The organism is Parabacteroides sp. KHUB-03, assembly GCF_056640975.1.
Genome location: NZ_CM153257.1, coordinates 2,776,453 through 2,795,452 on the forward strand (window position 1 = coordinate 2,776,453; position 19,000 = coordinate 2,795,452).

Annotated in this window: 13 protein-coding genes and 1 tRNA gene; 6 read left to right on the forward strand and 8 right to left on the reverse strand. The window is 41.0% G+C overall.

Features of this window, described 5'->3' with window-relative positions; genetic code table 11:
• The first annotated feature begins 129 nt into the window (after positions 1-129).
• From ACYIB7_RS11955 to ACYIB7_RS11965, 3 genes are all read left to right on the forward strand, one after another.
• Complete coding sequence (locus tag ACYIB7_RS11955) at positions 130-1,464, forward strand: NADP-specific glutamate dehydrogenase (RefSeq protein WP_103984296.1); 1,335 nt, start codon at positions 130-132, stop codon at positions 1,462-1,464.
• A gap of 171 nt (positions 1,465-1,635) precedes the next feature.
• Positions 1,636-3,066, forward strand: a complete 1,431-nt coding sequence (locus ACYIB7_RS11960; protein WP_480337183.1) for a RapZ C-terminal domain-containing protein — start codon at positions 1,636-1,638, stop codon at positions 3,064-3,066.
• A complete protein-coding gene (locus ACYIB7_RS11965) occupies positions 3,063-3,797 on the forward strand; it encodes a nucleotidyltransferase family protein (protein ID WP_480337185.1) in 735 nt (244 codons plus the stop codon). The genes ACYIB7_RS11960 and ACYIB7_RS11965 overlap by 4 nt, the downstream gene beginning before the upstream one ends.
• Before the next feature lie 17 nt (positions 3,798-3,814).
• On the opposite strand, the gene ACYIB7_RS11970 is transcribed toward ACYIB7_RS11965, so the two are convergent.
• Positions 3,815-6,766 (reverse strand): PEP/pyruvate-binding domain-containing protein, encoded by a 2,952-nt coding sequence (locus ACYIB7_RS11970; RefSeq protein WP_480337186.1) that lies wholly within the window; start codon positions 6,764-6,766, stop codon positions 3,815-3,817.
• Positions 6,767-7,152: 386 nt separating this feature from the next.
• Between ACYIB7_RS11970 and gdhA the strand changes: the two genes are divergently transcribed.
• A complete protein-coding gene (gene gdhA, locus ACYIB7_RS11975) occupies positions 7,153-8,487 on the forward strand; it encodes an NADP-specific glutamate dehydrogenase (RefSeq protein ID WP_103984301.1) in 1,335 nt (444 codons plus the stop codon).
• A 155-nt stretch (positions 8,488-8,642) separates the two neighbouring features.
• On the opposite strand, the gene ACYIB7_RS11980 is transcribed toward gdhA, so the two are convergent.
• Genes ACYIB7_RS11980 through ACYIB7_RS11990 form a run of 3 tightly spaced genes read right to left on the reverse strand, consistent with a single transcriptional unit; the run spans position 8,643 to position 11,191 of the window.
• Positions 8,643-10,271: a glycoside hydrolase family 172 protein gene (locus tag ACYIB7_RS11980; protein ID WP_480337188.1), complete on the reverse strand. Its 1,629-nt coding sequence runs from the start codon at positions 10,269-10,271 to the stop codon at positions 8,643-8,645.
• Between the two features lie 48 nt (positions 10,272-10,319).
• Positions 10,320-10,880: a crossover junction endodeoxyribonuclease RuvC gene (ruvC, locus tag ACYIB7_RS11985; protein ID WP_099464194.1), complete on the reverse strand. Its 561-nt coding sequence runs from the start codon at positions 10,878-10,880 to the stop codon at positions 10,320-10,322.
• Positions 10,877-11,191, reverse strand: coding sequence for a DUF4286 family protein (locus ACYIB7_RS11990; protein ID WP_103984303.1), 315 nt, complete (start codon positions 11,189-11,191; stop codon positions 10,877-10,879). The genes ruvC and ACYIB7_RS11990 overlap by 4 nt, the downstream gene beginning before the upstream one ends.
• Positions 11,192-11,269: 78 nt before the next feature.
• On the opposite strand from ACYIB7_RS11990, the gene ACYIB7_RS11995 reads away from it, so the two are divergent.
• Positions 11,270-11,343: transfer RNA gene (locus tag ACYIB7_RS11995), tRNA-Ala, on the forward strand.
• Between the two features lie 345 nt (positions 11,344-11,688).
• On the opposite strand, the gene ACYIB7_RS12000 is transcribed toward ACYIB7_RS11995, so the two are convergent.
• From ACYIB7_RS12000 to ACYIB7_RS12015, 4 genes are all read right to left on the reverse strand, one after another.
• Complete coding sequence (locus tag ACYIB7_RS12000; protein WP_103984304.1) at positions 11,689-12,627, reverse strand: sugar phosphate isomerase/epimerase family protein; 939 nt, start codon at positions 12,625-12,627, stop codon at positions 11,689-11,691.
• A gap of 42 nt (positions 12,628-12,669) precedes the next feature.
• Entirely contained in the window at positions 12,670-13,452 is a 783-nt protein-coding gene (locus ACYIB7_RS12005; RefSeq protein WP_099464837.1) for a porin family protein, read from the reverse strand.
• A gap of 11 nt (positions 13,453-13,463) precedes the next feature.
• Positions 13,464-14,558, reverse strand: a complete 1,095-nt coding sequence (locus ACYIB7_RS12010; protein WP_480337191.1) for a PCMD domain-containing protein — start codon at positions 14,556-14,558, stop codon at positions 13,464-13,466.
• Positions 14,559-14,835: 277 nt separating this feature from the next.
• Positions 14,836-16,356 (reverse strand): DUF4301 family protein, encoded by a 1,521-nt coding sequence (locus ACYIB7_RS12015; RefSeq protein ID WP_103984306.1) that lies wholly within the window; start codon positions 16,354-16,356, stop codon positions 14,836-14,838.
• Positions 16,357-16,529: 173 nt separating this feature from the next.
• On the opposite strand from ACYIB7_RS12015, the gene ACYIB7_RS12020 reads away from it, so the two are divergent.
• Positions 16,530-18,743, forward strand: a complete 2,214-nt coding sequence (locus ACYIB7_RS12020) for a RelA/SpoT family protein (RefSeq protein WP_103984307.1) — start codon at positions 16,530-16,532, stop codon at positions 18,741-18,743.
• Positions 18,744-19,000 lie beyond the last annotated feature (257 nt).

The following is a 19,000-nucleotide window of genomic DNA, read 5'->3' on the forward strand; positions in this document are numbered from 1 at the left end:
ATGATATTTTTTTAGTATTTTTTCTTTCAAATATTTGCCAGTATCAAAATTTGACTTACCTTTGCGTCGTTGTAAATACAACAATGATGGGATAACATTGGTATAACATTCAAAATAAAAATCAGTCTTATGAAGGCAAGTGAAGTTTTAGACAACCTGAAAAGAAGATTTCCGAATGAACCGGAATATCATCAAGCAGTTTCAGAAGTATTAGGAACAATCGAAGAAGCTTATAACGAACATCCTGAATTTGAGAAAAGCAATTTGATTGAACGTCTTTGCATTCCTGATCGTATCTTCTCATTCCGTGTAACATGGATGGATGACAAGGGACAAATTCAGACAAATATGGGTTACCGTATCCAGCATAATAACGCTATCGGCCCATATAAAGGAGGTATTCGCTTCCACGCTTCTGTTAACCAGTCTATTCTTAAGTTCCTAGCTTTCGAACAAACATTCAAGAACTCACTTACTACACTTCCTATGGGTGGAGGTAAAGGTGGTTCGGATTTCAGCCCGAGAGGCAAATCAAATGCTGAAATCATGCGTTTCTGCCAGGCATTCGTTTTAGAATTATGGCGCCATATTGGTCCGGACACAGACGTACCTGCCGGTGATATTGGCGTAGGCGGACGCGAAGTTGCTTACATGTATGGTATGTATAAGAAACTGGCCCACGAAAATACCGGAACATTCACAGGTAAAGGACGTGAATTCGGTGGTTCACTGATTCGTCCGGAAGCAACCGGCTATGGAAATGTTTACTTCTTACTGGAAATGTTGAAAACTAAAAACATTGATATCAAAGGTAAGGTCGTTACTGTGTCTGGTTCAGGTAATGTTGCTCAATACACGGTAGAAAAATTGATCGAGTTAGGTGCAAAACCCGTTACCATGTCCGATTCTGACGGTTATATATACGACCCGGATGGTATAGACCGTGAAAAACTGGATTATATCATGGAATTAAAGAACCTGTATCGCGGCCGTATACGTGAATACGCCGAAAAATACGGATGTAAATATGTACAGGGAGGTCGCCCTTGGAATGAAAAATGCGATATTGCTATGCCAAGTGCAACTCAGAACGAATTAAATGGCGATGATGCAAAAGCTCTCTTAGCCAATGGTTGTTTTGCTGTATCGGAAGGAGCAAACATGCCTTCTACCCCGGAAGCAATCGATGCCTTCCTGGAAGCTAAGATTCTGTATGCTCCGGGTAAAGCAGCTAATGCTGGTGGTGTATCTGTATCAGGTTTGGAAATGACACAGAATGCCATGAAACTGAGTTGGACAAGCGAAGAAGTAGATGCTAAGCTAAAACAGATTATGCACGACATCCACGAACAATGCGTAAGATATGGCACTCAACAAGATGGTTACACAAACTATGTAAAGGGTGCAAACGTAGGAGGATTCATGAAAGTTGCCAAAGCTATGATGGCACAAGGAATCCTGTAATATCAAAAGATTAATGATTATATAGGGGACTGGCTAACGATAAAAGTTAGTCAGTCCCTTTCTTGTTCGAGTTAGAAAAAGCAGGTTTGAAGTCCCACGCAAATAGAAATTTCCGATTTTCAATTCCCAGTTCTCAATTAAATAGTACCTTAGTGCCATAATTTAAGAGATATGGTAACAGAAGCACTAAAAAGACTCTACTACACTTATACCGGACATGAAGCAAATGAGATTACAGAATTACCTTCTTCCGGTTCTAACCGCCGATATTTCAGACTAACAGGAATTAAAACTCTAATTGGAGTAAGCGGAACATCACAAGAAGAAAATAGTTCGTTCATATACATGGCCGATCATTTCCGAAAAAAAGGATTGCCTGTTCCTGATGTATGCTGCTGGTCAGAAAACAAAACCTATTATCTTCAAGAAGATTTAGGAGACACTTTATTGTTCAATGCCATTGAAAAAGGGAGAAAAAGCAGTGTATTCGACGAATGTGAACGTAGTTTATTAAGAAAAACAATTACGATATTACCCTCCATTCAATTTGCAGGAGCTGAAGGATTCGACTTCTCAAAATGTTACCCTCAACCGGAATTCAACAAGCGTTCCATTCTTTGGGATCTGAATTATTTCAAATATTGTTTTCTGAAAGCTACCGGAATGGAATTTCAGGAAGACCGGCTGGAAGACGATTTCTTAAAAATGAGTGACGTATTACTTCGAAGTTCTTCTGCAACCTTTATGTACCGGGATTTTCAGTCTCGTAATGTTATGATAAAAGAGGGAGAACCTTGGTTTATCGACTTCCAAGGTGGACGCAAAGGGCCCGTTTATTATGACGTAGCTTCTTTCCTATGGCAGGCAAAAGCCAAATTTCCGGAAGACCTGAGAAATGAACTGCTGAACGATTACATACAAGCTTTACGCAAATACATTCCCGTAGACGAAAAGTACTTCTTCAGTCAGCTACGGCATTTTGTCCTTTTCCGTACACTACAAGTACTGGGAGCATACGGTTTTAGAGGTTATTTTGAAAAGAAACCTCATTTCATCCAGAGTGTACCGTTTGCTATCGATAACCTGCGTCAACTGTTACGCGAAGATTATCCCGAATATCCATACCTCAGCTCCATATTAAGAGAACTAACCAACTTGAAACAGTTCTCCGATGATTTGCAGAAACGCACACTTGAAGTAAAAATTGTAAGTTTTGCCTATAAAAAAGGAATACCGAATGATCCAACCGGCAATGGTGGAGGTTTTGTATTTGATTGCCGCGCCATTAATAACCCTGGGAAATATGAACGTTACAACCATTTTACAGGATTGGACGAGCCAGTAATCAACTTTCTGGAAAACGATGGAGAAATTACTGAATTTCTTGAACACGCATATACAATGGTGGACGCTTCCGTAAAACGCTACTTAGACCGGGGATTCACCAACCTGATGGTATGTTTCGGATGTACCGGAGGACAACACCGCTCAGTATATTCAGCACAACATTTGGCCGAACATCTCAGTTCCAAATTCGGAGTAAAAATACATCTTACACACAGAGAACAGAATATTGAACAAATCTTTGACGCAACAATATGAAAGCAATGATTTTTGCTGCCGGTTTGGGTACAAGGCTCAAACCATTGACAGATACTACCCCAAAAGCTCTACTCCCCATCGGAGGAAAGCCTATGTTGGAACATGTGATACTGAAGCTAAAAGATGCCGGGTTTCATCAAATCGTTATTAATATCCACCATCACGGACAACAGATACTGGACTTTCTGGAAGCCAACAATAACTTTGGCATCCGGATAAATATATCCGATGAACGCGATTATCTGCTCGATACTGGCGGAGGAATAAAAAAAGCTGCCCGCTTCTTGCAAGGAAACGAACCGTTCTTAATCCATAATGTAGATATATTATCTAATGTCGATTTACGCCATTTATACAACAAACACCTAGAAACTAATCCTTTAGCAACATTATTGGTAAGCAAAAGAAATACTTCCCGATATCTTCTTTTTAATAAGGAAAACAAGCTTTGCGGATGGCGTAATCATGATACGGGAGAAGTAAAATCTTATTATCCTGACTTTGACCCGAAGCAGTATAATGAATATGCATTCAGTGGTGTTCATGTTGTGTCTCCCCAGATATTTGAATGGATGGAAGAATGGACAGGCAAGTTTTCAATCATCAACTTTTATCTGTCAATCTGTGCCAAAACAAACATCCACGCATATGAAATGGAAAATCTTCGTCTGTTAGATGTAGGTAAGCCGGATACTCTGGAAAAAGCAGAAAAATGGATAACCGGCAAATAAGCCGGTTTCCAAGATCCTTACGGTTTCATCACTACTCCCAGACTTTTCTTACCATCCATCTTTATGACTATAGGATTATCAAAGCATACATGGCGAAGGTACTCAGTCTCCTCAACCGCCGGTTGAGCATTGAGGAAGTCTTCGTCAAACCATCCGTCACCTTTGAATGGATTGATTGTAAAATAACCAACACCAAATGAAGTCAGGTTCTGGAAGAAATGGGTTCCCTGACTCGGATCGATCCGGTAATTTTCAAGCCCGCATTCTACAATGACACGGGCATTACTGATATGAGGCCACTTTACCGGAATTCCCAACCATGAATCACTACTGCCCCAACGCCCCGGTCCAACCAGGACATAATTCTTTTCCTGTTCTGCGAACTGACGGTTCATTTTTTCTATTTCATAAGCAATTAACTGATTATTCGACGAATTAAATGCTCCTGTCTTCACATAAATTATATCTTGTACATCATTCACAATGCCATGTCCCAAAACACTTGTAGATGACAAAATCGTATCTCCATTGTTTACAACCGTAAGATCCTCATCCATAATTTCCTTATTATCCACAATAGGACGAACCTGTAACAGGTAGAAAGTAGCCCTGCTACTATCGTTCAGATCAATATTAACGGCAAATTCAATCTCTATAGGGCGACCCATTTCATCTTGTCCGATATGCAACAACTTATCAAGCGTTTCAGCCAGGGGAAATACATCATGCTGAAGTATATTCACAAATGATACGATCTTACGGCCTCCCGGATAATATCCGTCACGGATAATCTGATCGTACGGATCATATGTAGAGACAATGTATTTTAAGGCACCGTCTGCGTCGGCTTCTTTCAAGCTCAGTTTCAAAAGATTGAAAGCATCGTCTACTGAAAAATTCTCCGCCAGATTCTTTAAGTCGAGTGCATAAAAACGAGTCTGCGTCTCACGCAATGCAAAATCCATCGTACTCATCTGTAAGATATTGTGCGGATGGCGCGGAGAAAAACGCAACGTTATTCCTCCGTCTACAATATATTTCCCCAAGCCTAGCGCCACGTTAGCTATACCGTCCTCGGCCTTCTCATTACCTATCGGATAGAAGTTTAGCGAACGGGCTACACCTGAAAGAGTCGGATAGAAGCGGTCATTATACCGGCTGCCAACAACCTCTTGCAATACAATAGCCATCTTCTCCTGATCTATCAGATTGGATGTTGCAGTCATATACGCTTTACTGTCACGATAGAATACGGAAGCATAAACAGCCTTTATTGCATCACTTAACGTACGCAACATCTCATACTGATCTTCTACCTTCGGAACCATGTAAGTAGAATAAATACCGGCGAACGGTTGATAGTGAGAATCTTCTAACAGGCTGGATGAACGGACGGCAATAGGTCCTTTTACCACGTCGTAAAAAGCCATCAGGTCTTCTATCAGGCGTGAAGGCAGGCTGGCACGAAGGAAATATTTTAAAATTGTTTCGTCGTCAACATCACTAAGAGCTACCGGATACAATTCGTTTGTCTCCATAAACTCGTCGAAGATGTCGGTACAGATGACAACCGTTTTCGGAATCGTCACAAAAAAGTTTTCATACTCTAATTTAGGATAACGCTTCACCATAGCCCCAATAAAAGCCAGTCCTCTACCCTTTCCTCCCAGCGAACCGTCACCGATACGGGCAAAATTACTATACTCATCAAAACGGTCTTTCTGATAGATAGCCACAACACCGGAGTTCTTCATGCGACGATACTGCACAATCAAGTCGAATATCAACTTGCGAGCTTCGTCCATATCTTTATAATCACTCACGTCTACATGCTTCAATACCTCAGCAGGCGGAAACATAGCCCTTGAATAGAAGAAACGGGAGAAATGATTACGCGAAAGATGATAAACCAATGAATCATCAGGTATCTGGAATACCTTACGCTGCAAATCTTTCAGGTCGGTGATACGCATGATCTCTTCCTTCGTTTGGGGATCGAGAATAACAAAGTCGCCAAAACCGAAGCGCTGCATAATCTTCTTTCTCAAATCCTGCGGATAGCTCTTTGAATTTTTGTCGATAAAAGAAGCCCCCAGTTCCCTGGCATACACAGAATTACTTGCCTCGGACGATTCAAGAACAAAAGGAATAATCATTCCTGTTTTTCTTACATACTGGCCAAATTTGTAACCGGCATACGGGTCTTTTACCCCGTCGTGCATAAAGCTCATATCCGATATGATACCTAATATATTATCCCGGTATTGGTTAAATATACGCACGGCCTCTTCATACGTACGTGCCAGTTTTATTTTAGGACGGCCACGCATACGCAACGTACGTTGGTGTCCATTCAGAGCTTCTTTGGCAAACATTTGGCTCTGTTCCAATACAAACTTATATAAGTGAGGCAACGCAGACGAATAAAAACGAACCGAATCTTCAACCAACATGATGATCTGCACACCAACTGCCGTATCATCAGGAGCATTCATCTTATCCTCTATCAATTTAATAATTGCAAGAAGTAATTCCGAATTACCCAACCAGCTAAACACATAGTCTATCGCTCTCAAGTCTTCTTGTGCCATGCGTTTGGATACTTCTTTCGAAAAAGGAGTAAGAACTACGATCGGAATATTAGGATAATGGATTTTTATCTCTTTTGCTGCAGCAAATATATCGCGATTATCCATATTAGGCATACAGATAATCAACTCGAAGTTACGATTACTTAACTCGGCCAGAGCTTCGGCTTCCGTAGTTACCTGAGTAAAACGGGGAGGATAGCGTAAACTCAACGAAGTATATTCATTGAATATTTGTTCGTCAACCCGCCCATCATCCTCCAGCATAAAGGCATCATATTTAGTAGCAATAAGCAATACGTTATATATACGCTTATTCATCAGATTAGCAAAAGATGTGTCTTTAAACACAAGATCTTTAAAGTCCGGTATACCGCTCATATCTTAATACTGTAAGAATTATATGCAGCCAAAAGTAAAGAAAAATCCGTAAACATACCGAATATTGTGCCCGAATAGCATGCCTGACGAAAAAAAGATACAATGCTTTGTCTTTTTTCATCAGGACAAGAATATAGTGTTACCATACGGAAAATAAAAGTTTTGACCCGATAAAACAAATCAGCCCCACATATTCTTTCAAAAGAATCCTACTGATAAAATGTCAGCGCACACAACCCATACAAACCGACATTTACCCGTATCCACTCAAAAACATGCACCAATAACATATAAATCACTATCAAAAAGTCATTAAAAACGCATTGTCATTCCGGAGCATTCTTTACATTTGCATACAGAATGTAATCTTAAAAGAGATATATACTATGAAGACTGAATTAATCTTATCGGCACTGGAAGCAAAGCATCCGGGAGAAAAAGAGTATTTACAAGCAGTAAAAGAAGTTCTTCTGTCCATCGAAGAAGTCTACAACCAGCACCCTGAATTTGAAAAGGCTAAAATCATTGAAAGACTAGTTGAACCCGACCGTATCTTTACCTTCCGTGTACCCTGGGTAGACGATAAGGGCGAAATACAGGTAAACTTAGGTTATCGCGTGCAATTCAACAACGCCATCGGCCCGTATAAAGGAGGTATTCGTTTTCATCCGTCTGTAAATTTGTCCATCCTTAAATTCTTAGGATTCGAACAAACATTTAAGAATGCATTGACCACACTTCCTATGGGTGGTGGCAAAGGAGGTTCAGATTTCGCACCAAGAGGTAAGAGTGACGCAGAAATCATGCGCTTCTGCCAGGCGTTCATTTTGGAATTATGGCGCAACCTGGGACCCGACCGCGATGTTCCTGCCGGAGATATAGGTGTAGGCGGACGCGAGGTAGGCTACATGTACGGCATGTACAAAAAGCTGGCACGCGAAAACACCGGAACATTTACAGGTAAAGGCATGGAATTCGGAGGCTCTATACTCCGCCCGGAAGCAACCGGCTTTGGAGCCTTATACTTCGTTCATCAGATGTTAGAAACACATGGAATAGATATAAAAGGAAAAACTATTGCCATTTCCGGTTTTGGAAATGTGGCATGGGGTGCTGCAACTAAAGCTACCGAACTGGGAGGTAAAGTGGTAACCATATCTGGTCCTGACGGATATATATACGACCCTGCAGGCATCTCGGGTGAAAAGATCGAATATATGCTCGAACTTCGTAATTCCGGGAATGACATTGTAGCTCCATATGCAGAGCAATTCCCCGGTTCTACATTCTATCCGGGTAAAAAGCCCTGGGAACAGAAAGTTGACATTGCACTACCTTGCGCTACCCAGAATGAACTGGATGCCGAAGATGCACGCAAGTTAATTGCCAACAAGACACTTTGCGTTGCCGAAGTTTCCAACATGGGATGTACTGCCGATGCTGTAGATTTGTTCATTGAACATAAACAACTCTTTGCTCCCGGCAAGGCGGTTAACGCCGGAGGTGTTGCCACTTCGGGCTTGGAAATGACGCAAAACGCAATGCATATCTCCTGGACAGCGGCCGAAGTAGACGCACGTTTGCACCAGATAATGAGTGATATCCATAATCAATGTGTAGCCCACGGTAAAGACGGAAAATATATCAATTACGTAAAAGGAGCAAACATTGCAGGCTTCATGAAGGTAGCCAAGGCTATGATGGCACAAGGCGTGGTATAGAGAATCGTATAAACACACTTTTATAAAAGCTATCGGCAGGGAAGGTTACTCTGTCGGTAGCTTTGTTTTCGATACCTTTCTTTATATAAAAGGAAAAGAGAAAGCCGCCGTAAAAGAAGATCACGGCGGCTTTGGATTCTGAAAAGAACAGTATCTTATTCTGTTACGGGGGAAGGTAAAATGCGCTTTGCTTGCTCTTCGCCGGAAGTACTTTGCGCCCGGGCATTATAATCGCCATACCAGTAAATGGTAGTGGCATAGTCTACATAGCCGCTGTCCCAACCCAGCATCTCTATATCAAACCTGAACTTCTCCTTAAACGGTATACCATCCAGATTGCGGGTACGCAAAAAAGCATTGTAGGCATGCGAACTGGTCAGATCAGCCCTAGGTGCACCACCAAATGGCGTATAAAAAGGATAAACCGGAGCCCAGGAGCTGTTGTAATAGTCTTCCGTTCCTGTACCAAAGTGAGAAGGGAATGTATCGTTATCTACCCATATCTTTTCATCGCCTTCGCCGTACCAGCGGGGCGCATGGTTAAATAGAGAGAGCAGGTCACCTTTATATACGCCCTTGCCTTGAATCGTGGCAAAATTCCAGTCAGCACACTTGGCAGCCTCGTCAGGATTATTATGAATATAGATTCCGGTGTCTTGCCGCCATGAAGCATGGAAGTACAACGAACGATCTTTGTCCCAAGCCAGTGGCAGGATGTTTACTTCCATCTTAGCATCTACATCTGAGGAAGAGATATTTTGTAGTTTCAACGTTTCGTTTTCTTTATACGGCATCAGCCAGCGGCTCACGATCTTTCCTTTTCCATCAGAATATAAATACCAGCAATCGACAGCAGGAGCGCCCATGCCGCCACCTGAAAAGTCGCTCAAAGGAACCCAAACGGTTTGCTTTCCATCAAACTCGGCACTGAAGATAACTTCACGCATGAGTTGGGCAAACTGTGCCGTATCTTCTATTCCGATCGTAAAAGTCACATCGTAAATTGCATTCTCTCCTTGCGGAAGAGCAATACTGATAGCATCGGAAGCCGACAAGCGTTTCTGTTCTTTCAGTATAGTTCCTTTTTGAGCAACCGGATTCTGAAGATGTTTGTTTACTTCCGCAATCTTATCGGCTACCCGTTGCAACACTTCGGCCGAAAAGGTTTCCACCTTCGTTCCTGCCGGATAGGTTCGGTAGTTAATACCGTAATATTTAGGAGTAGGATCTACACCCCGCTCATCTTCAAATGTTATCTTACAACTTTCGGAATATGGGATTGGCAAAAAGGATGTGTTTCCACCCTTTCCTTCGGGTTCATAACTGGTATGTGCCTGAACCAGGCCGGGAACAACGTCTGGGATATTGATTTGCATTAGGTCATAGGCCGGGATAATCCATCCGGGCTCTGTTGCTCCATCAAAGTAAAAGCGCCAAGTCCCGCGTTTATTCAACGTTGTAATCCAGATACGGGTGATTACTCCAGGACCTTTTTCGTCAAACATAACCTTTTCGATTCGTCCCTCTATCGTATCAGTCCGTTCTATACCGAAGCCGTCGTTATTGGCAAACCACCCAGAATCGGAAGGAGATACGGAACGCCGGTCATAACTGCTTACCTGACTACAGGTATAATACGGATCAGGATAAAGCGATAATTCTTCCATGGAAACCATCTCGTCCAAAAGAGATTCCATGGTAACTGTTTTGTGCGGAGAATCGCAACTGAGAATTGTTGTCCCAAACAAGACAACCAACACAACTAGTTCTTTAAGCTTTTTCATTAACACAGATTTAAGTTCATTTTATTTACATTAGTCATTCTATCTACATCAATCTCTTACTTTACCGGGGTTCTTTGCAATGAAATCTTTCCAACCCGTATATTTCTTCTCCTGGGCCGGCCTGTTGGTCTGGAAATAATGACAAACGGCCGCCGCCAATCCGTCTGTTGCATCCATCTGCGGAAGCATCGATTCCTGAGGAATATGCAAAAAGCGTTGCAACATACCGGCTACTTGTTCTTTTGCTGCATTACCATTGCCTGTAATAGACATCTTTATCTTCAGGGGTGCATACTCAAAGATAGGAATGTCCCGTTCCAGGGCAGCAGCCATTGCGACTCCCTGGGCACGTCCGAGCTTCAGCATGCTCTGTACGTTCTTACCAAAGAAAGGCGCCTCGATGGCCAACTCATCCGGATGATATTGATCTATCAATCCGAGAACACGCTCGAATATTTTACGAAGACGAAGATAATGGTCTTCAAATTTATCCAATTGCAAAACACCCATCGCCTCCATGCTTGGCTTATTACCTTCAATTTTCAATACGCCGTATCCCATAACAATAGTACCGGGGTCTATACCTAATATAATGCGGTCTTTCGTCATCTTTCCCAATCTATATCTTCCAGCAATGTACTAAAACCTGCAATTTTATGACCGAACCGATTGACCAACGCCGTATGGAGCCCACGTCCTTCCTTTTCCAACCAATAGTTTAATGTATCGATATTCTTCACAAAGAATTGCACCGAATAACTAAACCCTTCATCTTCGGCAGTCTGCATAATACGACGCAAACTTGGAGCTTGCAGAAATCCACTAGCCGTAGCCTTCGGAATATAATTTTCCTTAAGATACTTCAGACCTTCTTCGTGAATATCCCTCTCAATATGAAAAGTTGTATTATAAACAATCATTTATCTATTAAATTTATCACACAAAGATAACGGATATATCAGGAAAACATCTATATTTGCACTCAGAAAATGATAACCGGGGCATTAGCTCATCTGGCTAGAGCGTTAGACTGGCAGTCTAAAGGTGATCGGTTCGAGTCCGATATGCTCCACGATAAATCTAGAATTAATTAATCCTTAGCGTAAACATAAAAAGAATACCGTCCTATCCTCTCGAACCAAACGGTATTACGCGCTGTCTAATTTCCAATTTAACTAATAGTAATCAATAAAATTCTTTATAGCTGATAGGTTATAATGTAATATTCATTCCTGTAAGACAAATACTAATTATCGATTCACATAACAAAAGTACTACGACAGATATACGCAGCCCATTTTTATTTGCAGATTGTGGATAATGCTTGTTGAAACTAAGAATACAATCTCTATATCCTACAAACTGAAACAGGCTGCCTCTTTTCGAGGCAGCCTGTTTCAGTTTTATTTTTAATATATCATTTTACAAAAGGAGCCTTTTTAAGATAAGCGGCACAATCTTTCACCCCGGCAAATTGTGTACGTCCGTCCGGCATGTGTTCCAGTTCAACAAAATAATCCTGAATACCATTTGCGTACATTTGCTTAAAAATCATTTCAAAATTCATCATACCACTCTGACCCAGCACAGCACGGTCTTTAATATGCAGAACTTTAATGCGGTCAGCATATTTCTTCATATATTCCACCGGATCATTTTGTCCCATAACCGTCCAGTAAACATCCATCTCGAAAAATACCAAAGAAGGATCAGTCCCTGCAAGGAACAAATCATAAATGACATCGCCCGATCTATCCCAAAAGCCTTCTCCCTTACGTTCCCCGGGTTTAACCACACGCTGAAATTCCATATTATGATTATGATAGCCAAACGGAAGACCTGCAGCTTTTACAATTTCTCCGCCTTTATTAAATATATCACAAATTAATGCGGCATCTTCATGGGATGCACATTTAGGCATCATAGGTTGAATCAGATATTTACAACCCAGCTTTACATGGTCTTCGGCAGTAGGTTTCCAATACTCCAGGATTTGAGACATATTTTCTTTTGTATACTCCCTTGTAGGAGGATTTACGTGGGAACTGATGATTTTAAGACCGGCATCTTCTGCCATCTTTTTAAATTCCATCATGTCTACATCCCCTATTTTCCCTTTATTATATCCGGCAAGTTCAAGATCGGTATAACCCATTTCTTTTACTTCCTTCAAACGTTTAGGAAGGTCTTCATACAATTCTCTGGCAAGGGAATATATTTGTAAACCTATCTTTTTCTTTGCGGCAACTACAGGAGCCGGAGTAGTGGCTGCATACATAGATCCTGCTTTACCTGCCAATAGTCCTGCAGCAGTAAAAAGGGATGCATTCTTCAAAAAATCACGTCTGTTACTCATAATAATATATTTTTCTATGGTATGTACAAAGTTATGAAAATATCAGAAAGCGTAACCAAATCCTACATTCAAATAAATAGGATACATAGCAAAAGTTACCGTATCGAAATCTTTCTGGAATATATCACTCAATCCCCAAGTCAGATCGGCACAAACATCAAGATGCTTAAATGCTCTCCATTTCGTACCAACTTGTACCCCACATTGGAAAGTTCTCAGATTATCTGAAAAATCATACGAAGCACGGTTGTCATCTTTAAACTCAACTTTTGTTCCGGTCGGATTAATTTCACGTAAATAACCATCATAAACATACCCGGAGAAGTCGCCGTTTGTCAGGAAAGAAACATACGGACCTGCAGAAAAACTCATTCTGTTATTCAATTTGTAAGAAGCAAGTACCGGGATACTGAAATAGGTATTACGTACTTTAGTCTGCACACCTCCCGTCCAGTTTCCTTTCAGTTTTTCACCTCCGGTCCCTATGATTTCCATACTATAATTCTTCACTGTAGCCTTTGTTTCCATACCTTTGTTTTCAACGCGGAGTCCCAAAATCATTCCCCACTTTTTCTCTACGCCGAACCATTTTATAACATTGCCTTCAACCGACAGGCAAAGAGTAGGTTTATAGCCGTCTATAGAACGTATTTCACGAGGTAACGGAACCGGAGCAGTACCGCCAATGTTAAAACCGGCTTTCACCTCATATTCTAATCCCCGGAGAGAAGACCATATAATGCCTTCGTTTCTCTCGACCTGCGCGTTTACCGTTGCAGCAAACAGTAGCATCAATACACAAATTGCAGATATATGTTTTTTCATCATACTTCCTTTTATTCGTTTTCAGAATGAATCACCTCTACCTCATCAATATATAGGGTACTGCCTACGGCCCCTTCAAAGTAATCTCCCCGTATGCTGGAAGAAAATACAACGGCCAGCTGGTAGCCTCCGTTTTTCAGCTTTTCTTTATCCACAACCTTGCCCGGGCGTGCCACAAAAGGAATATAGAAATGAGTCCACTCATCGGTTGCCTGCTGATTTGAAATCCGGGCAACAGAAATCAGATTGGGACTGGTAAGTGCATTCGTGCCGTCCAGGTAGCGGACATTTTCATCCGTTTCATAAAAAATGGCATAAATATCACACTGGTCTTCCTTTCCCGGAACCGGTTTTCCTTTAGAAGTAAATTCTTCCCCCGGTTTATACTTATAATACCCGCTTAAATAGGTAGGAACATGTTCAAAAGGTCTGCCAAAACGAGTTGCTTTTAATGCATTTGTTAATGCAGACGATGCATCAAATGTTCCTATAAATAAATTACCGGCTGCAATATACATTCCGACTAAACTACCCAGACTACCTGTACTACATGTCACAAGTTTTGCACATTTGCCAACATATCCGTCCGCAAACTGGCTGGTAGGATAATCCGTCGGGCTTTTGGGCACACCGGTTAAAGCATAACCGGCATTCGCACTTCCCCAATTTACAGCATCACCACTTGATGAAAGATCATAGAATATCTGGAAACGCTCATTTTTAGGTTCCAAAGTAATCGTCTCAAAATGATAATCGGTACTAATTCCCGAAACTATACAACGTACAACATATGTCTTATTCCAGTTTCTATCTTCCGAAGTTACAACATACGTACGCGGAGTCGTAAAATCAAAAGTCGTTCCGCTGGCCGGACTAATTGTTGCACCAGGGGTCAAAGTAAACTCAGGGGATAATTTGGTTATATCTGCATCACTTCTAACAATGAGAGTTATACTTTCATTCTCTATTTCCGGTTCTGCCTTCAGAACATTGCCCGACACCGAACAAGTAAGTATATCGGCTTCGGCATTCGGAGCCTCACTTTGTATACACGACAATAGAGGCAAACACAAAAGAAAGCATGCAATTACACTTCGTATTTTCATCGTCTATATCCTTTTTACAACTGTTTTACACTCATTTTTTTGAAAAAACATTGGCAAAGGTAAGTCTATATTTTGAAAAGAATCAGACTTAATCAGGTTTAATAACTTTTTTTACAATGGGATATAGTTTTATTACCATCTCCCGGCTACTATGAAAAACAGTATAAATCACTTTGTCATTATGCAAGAAGAAAGCAGATCGTTAACCGGAAAACAAACCATCCCGATGATTTTACAAAATCATCGGGATGGTTTTCAAAAAAGATCGGGATAATTCTTATTGATGTTCTCTGCGTAATAAATCGTTCACAGTCTTCACCGGATTAAATGTTTCGATAGGCACTTCTACAAAAACTGTATTCCAATCGCTCATAGCACCATTCCATAAACCGGGCAATTCCAAAGCTTTCAGATCACGCCCGTCTTTACTTTTATAAGATATAAAACCGGTATTCTTATCCACATAATCAGGCAAATTATATTTTTCGCCTTTATAGTTCTTCACGGCACAAACCAAATCAACAGGGTTAAAATGCGTCCCTTTCTCAAACATTGCTTTTTTAGCAGGATCAGTCATATCAATCTGGGAGCTTTCCAGGACTTGCAAAGAAACTGTTCCGTCAGGATTAACGGCAAGGAAGGGACCTCCGCCTGGTTCGCCTACATTTTTCACCATTCCGCAGACACGCAACGGACGTAGCAATTTACTACGGATATATAATACAAGTTCTGCATCCTCAAGCAATTTAATATCATGATTCTTAATACATAAATCGTCCTGCAAGAAATGAATCATCTCTTCGATCTGACTATGGTTATATTTACCGCTTTCAATCAGATTCAGATAATTAAATATCTTTTCCTGCAGAGAAACCAATACGCCTGCAATAACTTTTTTCCAAATGACAGTAGAGCATTTAAAACTATCCGGAACTACATTATCTATGTTTTTAATAAATACAACATCGGCCTCCACATCATTCAGATTCTCAATCAATGCACCATGTCCGCCCGGACGGAACAATAATTTACCATTCTTATCACGGAACGGATTGTTCTCCATATCGGCCGCAACCGTGTCGGTACTCGGTTTTTGGATAGAGAAAGATATGTCATATCTAACGGAGAATTTCTCTTCATATTCTCCCTTTTTAGAGGCAACCAACTGTTCAAACAGAGCTTGGTGTTCCGGAGAAACAGTAAAATGAATATTTACTTCACCGGCATTATTCTTCGCATACATAGCACCTTCAGACAAATGTTCTTCCATTGCGGTACGGACTTTTCCGGGATATGAATGGAAAAGAAGCAAACCTTTAGGAAGCTGGCCATAATTCAATCCTTTAGGTTCCAACAAATTGGAAACAATCGCTTTATAACGTCCCTCCTTCATCAATGCCGGAATATCTTTTTCTTCATTGGCAAGGCAAACGTTGTTTAATGCATCATAAAATGCGAACTTATTTATTTCGGAAAAAAACGTGCGTTCAAATGCATTGGCAGGCTCATCATAAGTGGAAGACAAAAACTCATACAAGTTCTTAAACATACGGCTTGCCGCACCGGAAGCAGGAACAAATTTCACAATCTTCTTATTCTTTGCCAGATAAGCATCCCAAGCATCCATATAAGCGGCCTGCTGCTCCTGAGAAATTACCATTATTCCTTTTTCAACGGAAGCGGAAGCAGCTATTTCCAGAAAAGGGAACCCTTTCACAAAACATGCCAACTGCCCGTCAATCTGTTTTTCGCTGATTCCTTTGGCCGACAACTGTTCCAAGTCTTTTGCGTTTAACATAGTATATAAATTTAATTGATTAATTCATCATGAATCCACAGCCTTTAAAAGACTCCGGATATCGCAAATGTATAAAATAACCGCTAGATTAGTATTCATATTCCAATAAAAAAGATACTTTTACAACATGTTTTACGGCCTGTCCGCAAGTGGGCAGTAAAAATAACACAACAATGGATACACAATCATTCTTTACCGAAGAAGAGAAAAAAACGTTTTTCTCAAAGTACAGATTACTATTACGCAATCTTTATTCTTTCCTGCAAAGAGAAGATATTCGAAAGATGAAAAGTCTTATGCAGCGAGTTGTTGCATTAGATTGTTACGGCAGAGATAAAAACGGGATCAACGGTTTATTGAGAAACATAGATACCGCCTTGATCGTAACCCAGGAGATCGGGTTAAAAAGGACTCCCGTCATCGCTTTACTGCTATACCGGCCCGTACTAAAAAAAATCATAACGTTAGAAGATGTTGAGCAAACTTTCGATCCGGACGTTACACTTATTATCAGCCGCCTGCTAAAGACTTCCGATTTATATGCACGCAACACGGCCGTCAATTCGGAGAATTTCCATCATTTACTTTTCTCTTTTGCAGAAGATGTAAGGGTTATCCTGATTATGATTGCCGATCGTTTGTGCTTAATGCGTTTGGGCAAGCAGTTAAAAGAAGATGACCGCATCCGGTTAGCCACCGAAGCATCCTATCTATATGCTCCTTTAGCCCACCGGCTAGGTTTATATTCAATAAAAAGCGAGCTTGAAGACCTTTCTTTAAAATATACAGATCGCAAACAGTATGATTTCATCAAGCAAAAATTAAATGAAACCAAACGCTCGCGAGATGCCTATATTGCCCAATTTATCGCACCTATAAAGAAGAAACTGGAAGAACTTGGTTTAACTTTCGATATAAAAGGACGTACCAAGTCTATCCATTCCATCAACAACAAGCTGAAAAAACAAAAGATCGAGTTCGAAAGCATATACGACCTTTTTGCTATCCGGATCGTACTGGAAACACCATTAGAGAAAGAACGTTCGGAATGCTGGCAAGTCTACTCCATTGTCACCGACATGTACCAACCCAACCCCAACCGATTAAAAGACTGGATATCCATCCCTAAGACCAATGGATATGAAAGCCTGCATATCACGGTAATGGGACCACAAAACAAGTGGGTGGAAGTGCAGATACGTACCAGACGTATGGACGAAATAGCAGAACGGGGACTTGCCGCCCACTGGAAATATAAAGGTATAAAAGCGGAAAACGGATTAGACGAGTTTCTTACCACCGTACGTGCCGCATTAGAGGCTAAGGAGAGCAATCCTTTAGACCTGATGCAAGATTTCAAAATGGATTTATACAAAGACGAAATATATGTATTTACACCGACCGGCGAACTTATCAAGTTAGCCAAAGGTGCCACAATATTGGATTTTGCCTTTGCCATCCATACCAAGTTAGGCAGCAAATGCGTTTCGGCTAAAGTTAACGGCAAAAACGTACCTATAAAATATGTTCTGAATAATGGAGATACGGTATCGGTTATTACCTCACCTGCACAAAGCCCGAAGAGAGATTGGCTGAATTTTGTTGTAACCTCGAAAGCCCGCGTTAAAATAAAACAGGCTTTACGCGAAGAAGCTGTCAAGGCTGCCGAGTTTGCCAAGGAAATGCTTCAGCGACGCTTTAAGAACCGGAAAATAGAGGTGGAAGAAGCCATACTGATGCGTTACATTAAAAAGAAAGGATTCAAAACCGTTACCGATTTCTATATAGAAATTGCGGAAGAACGTCTCGACCCCAATAAAGTGATTGACGAATACCTTGAATTGGAACGCAAAGAGAAAGAGGTTAACGACCACATAGAAGTACGCAGTGCCGAAGATTTCATCACAACAACAGAGGTAGAAGAAATTTCGACGAGTAAAGACGTTCTGGTCATCGATAAAAACTTAACAGGTATCGAATACAAGCTGGCAAAATGTTGCAACCCTATTTACGGCGATGAAGTATTCGGCTTCGTTTCTACGCAAGGAATCAAGATACACCGGCTGGATTGCCCTAACGCACAGGAAATGTTCAGCCGTTTCGGTTACCGTATTATACGCGCAAAATGGAGCGGCAAAGGTGACAATGGCTATATTGTTACCCTCCGTGTTATCGGACGGGATGATATAACAATTGTAAGCAACATAACTTCCGTAATCGGAAAAGAAAGCGGAATTACATTACGTTCCATCAACATAGACTCGGTAGACGGATTATTCCAGGGCAACTTTACCGTCATGGTTAAAGATACCACATCTTTAAACATGCTTACTAAAAAGATAAAAACAGTAAAGGGCGTAAAAACAGTAGACAGGCTTAATTCATAAAGATTATTCCCTATCTTTGCCCCCGCAACATCTCATAAACAAGATGAAATACATTCCTTGTATAAGACATATATCTGCGGAACATACATGTTCCGCAGTCCTTCTTCATGAAGAAGGAAATTTTGCAAAAAAAACGTAACCTTTCCTCCACCCGCCTTTTTCACGTAAAAAACAATCAAAACATAGCAGGCTGCAAGGGCAGCCTGCCCAAAACGTGTGTCCGTACCACACGGAAAACCTCCGTACACCTACAAAAG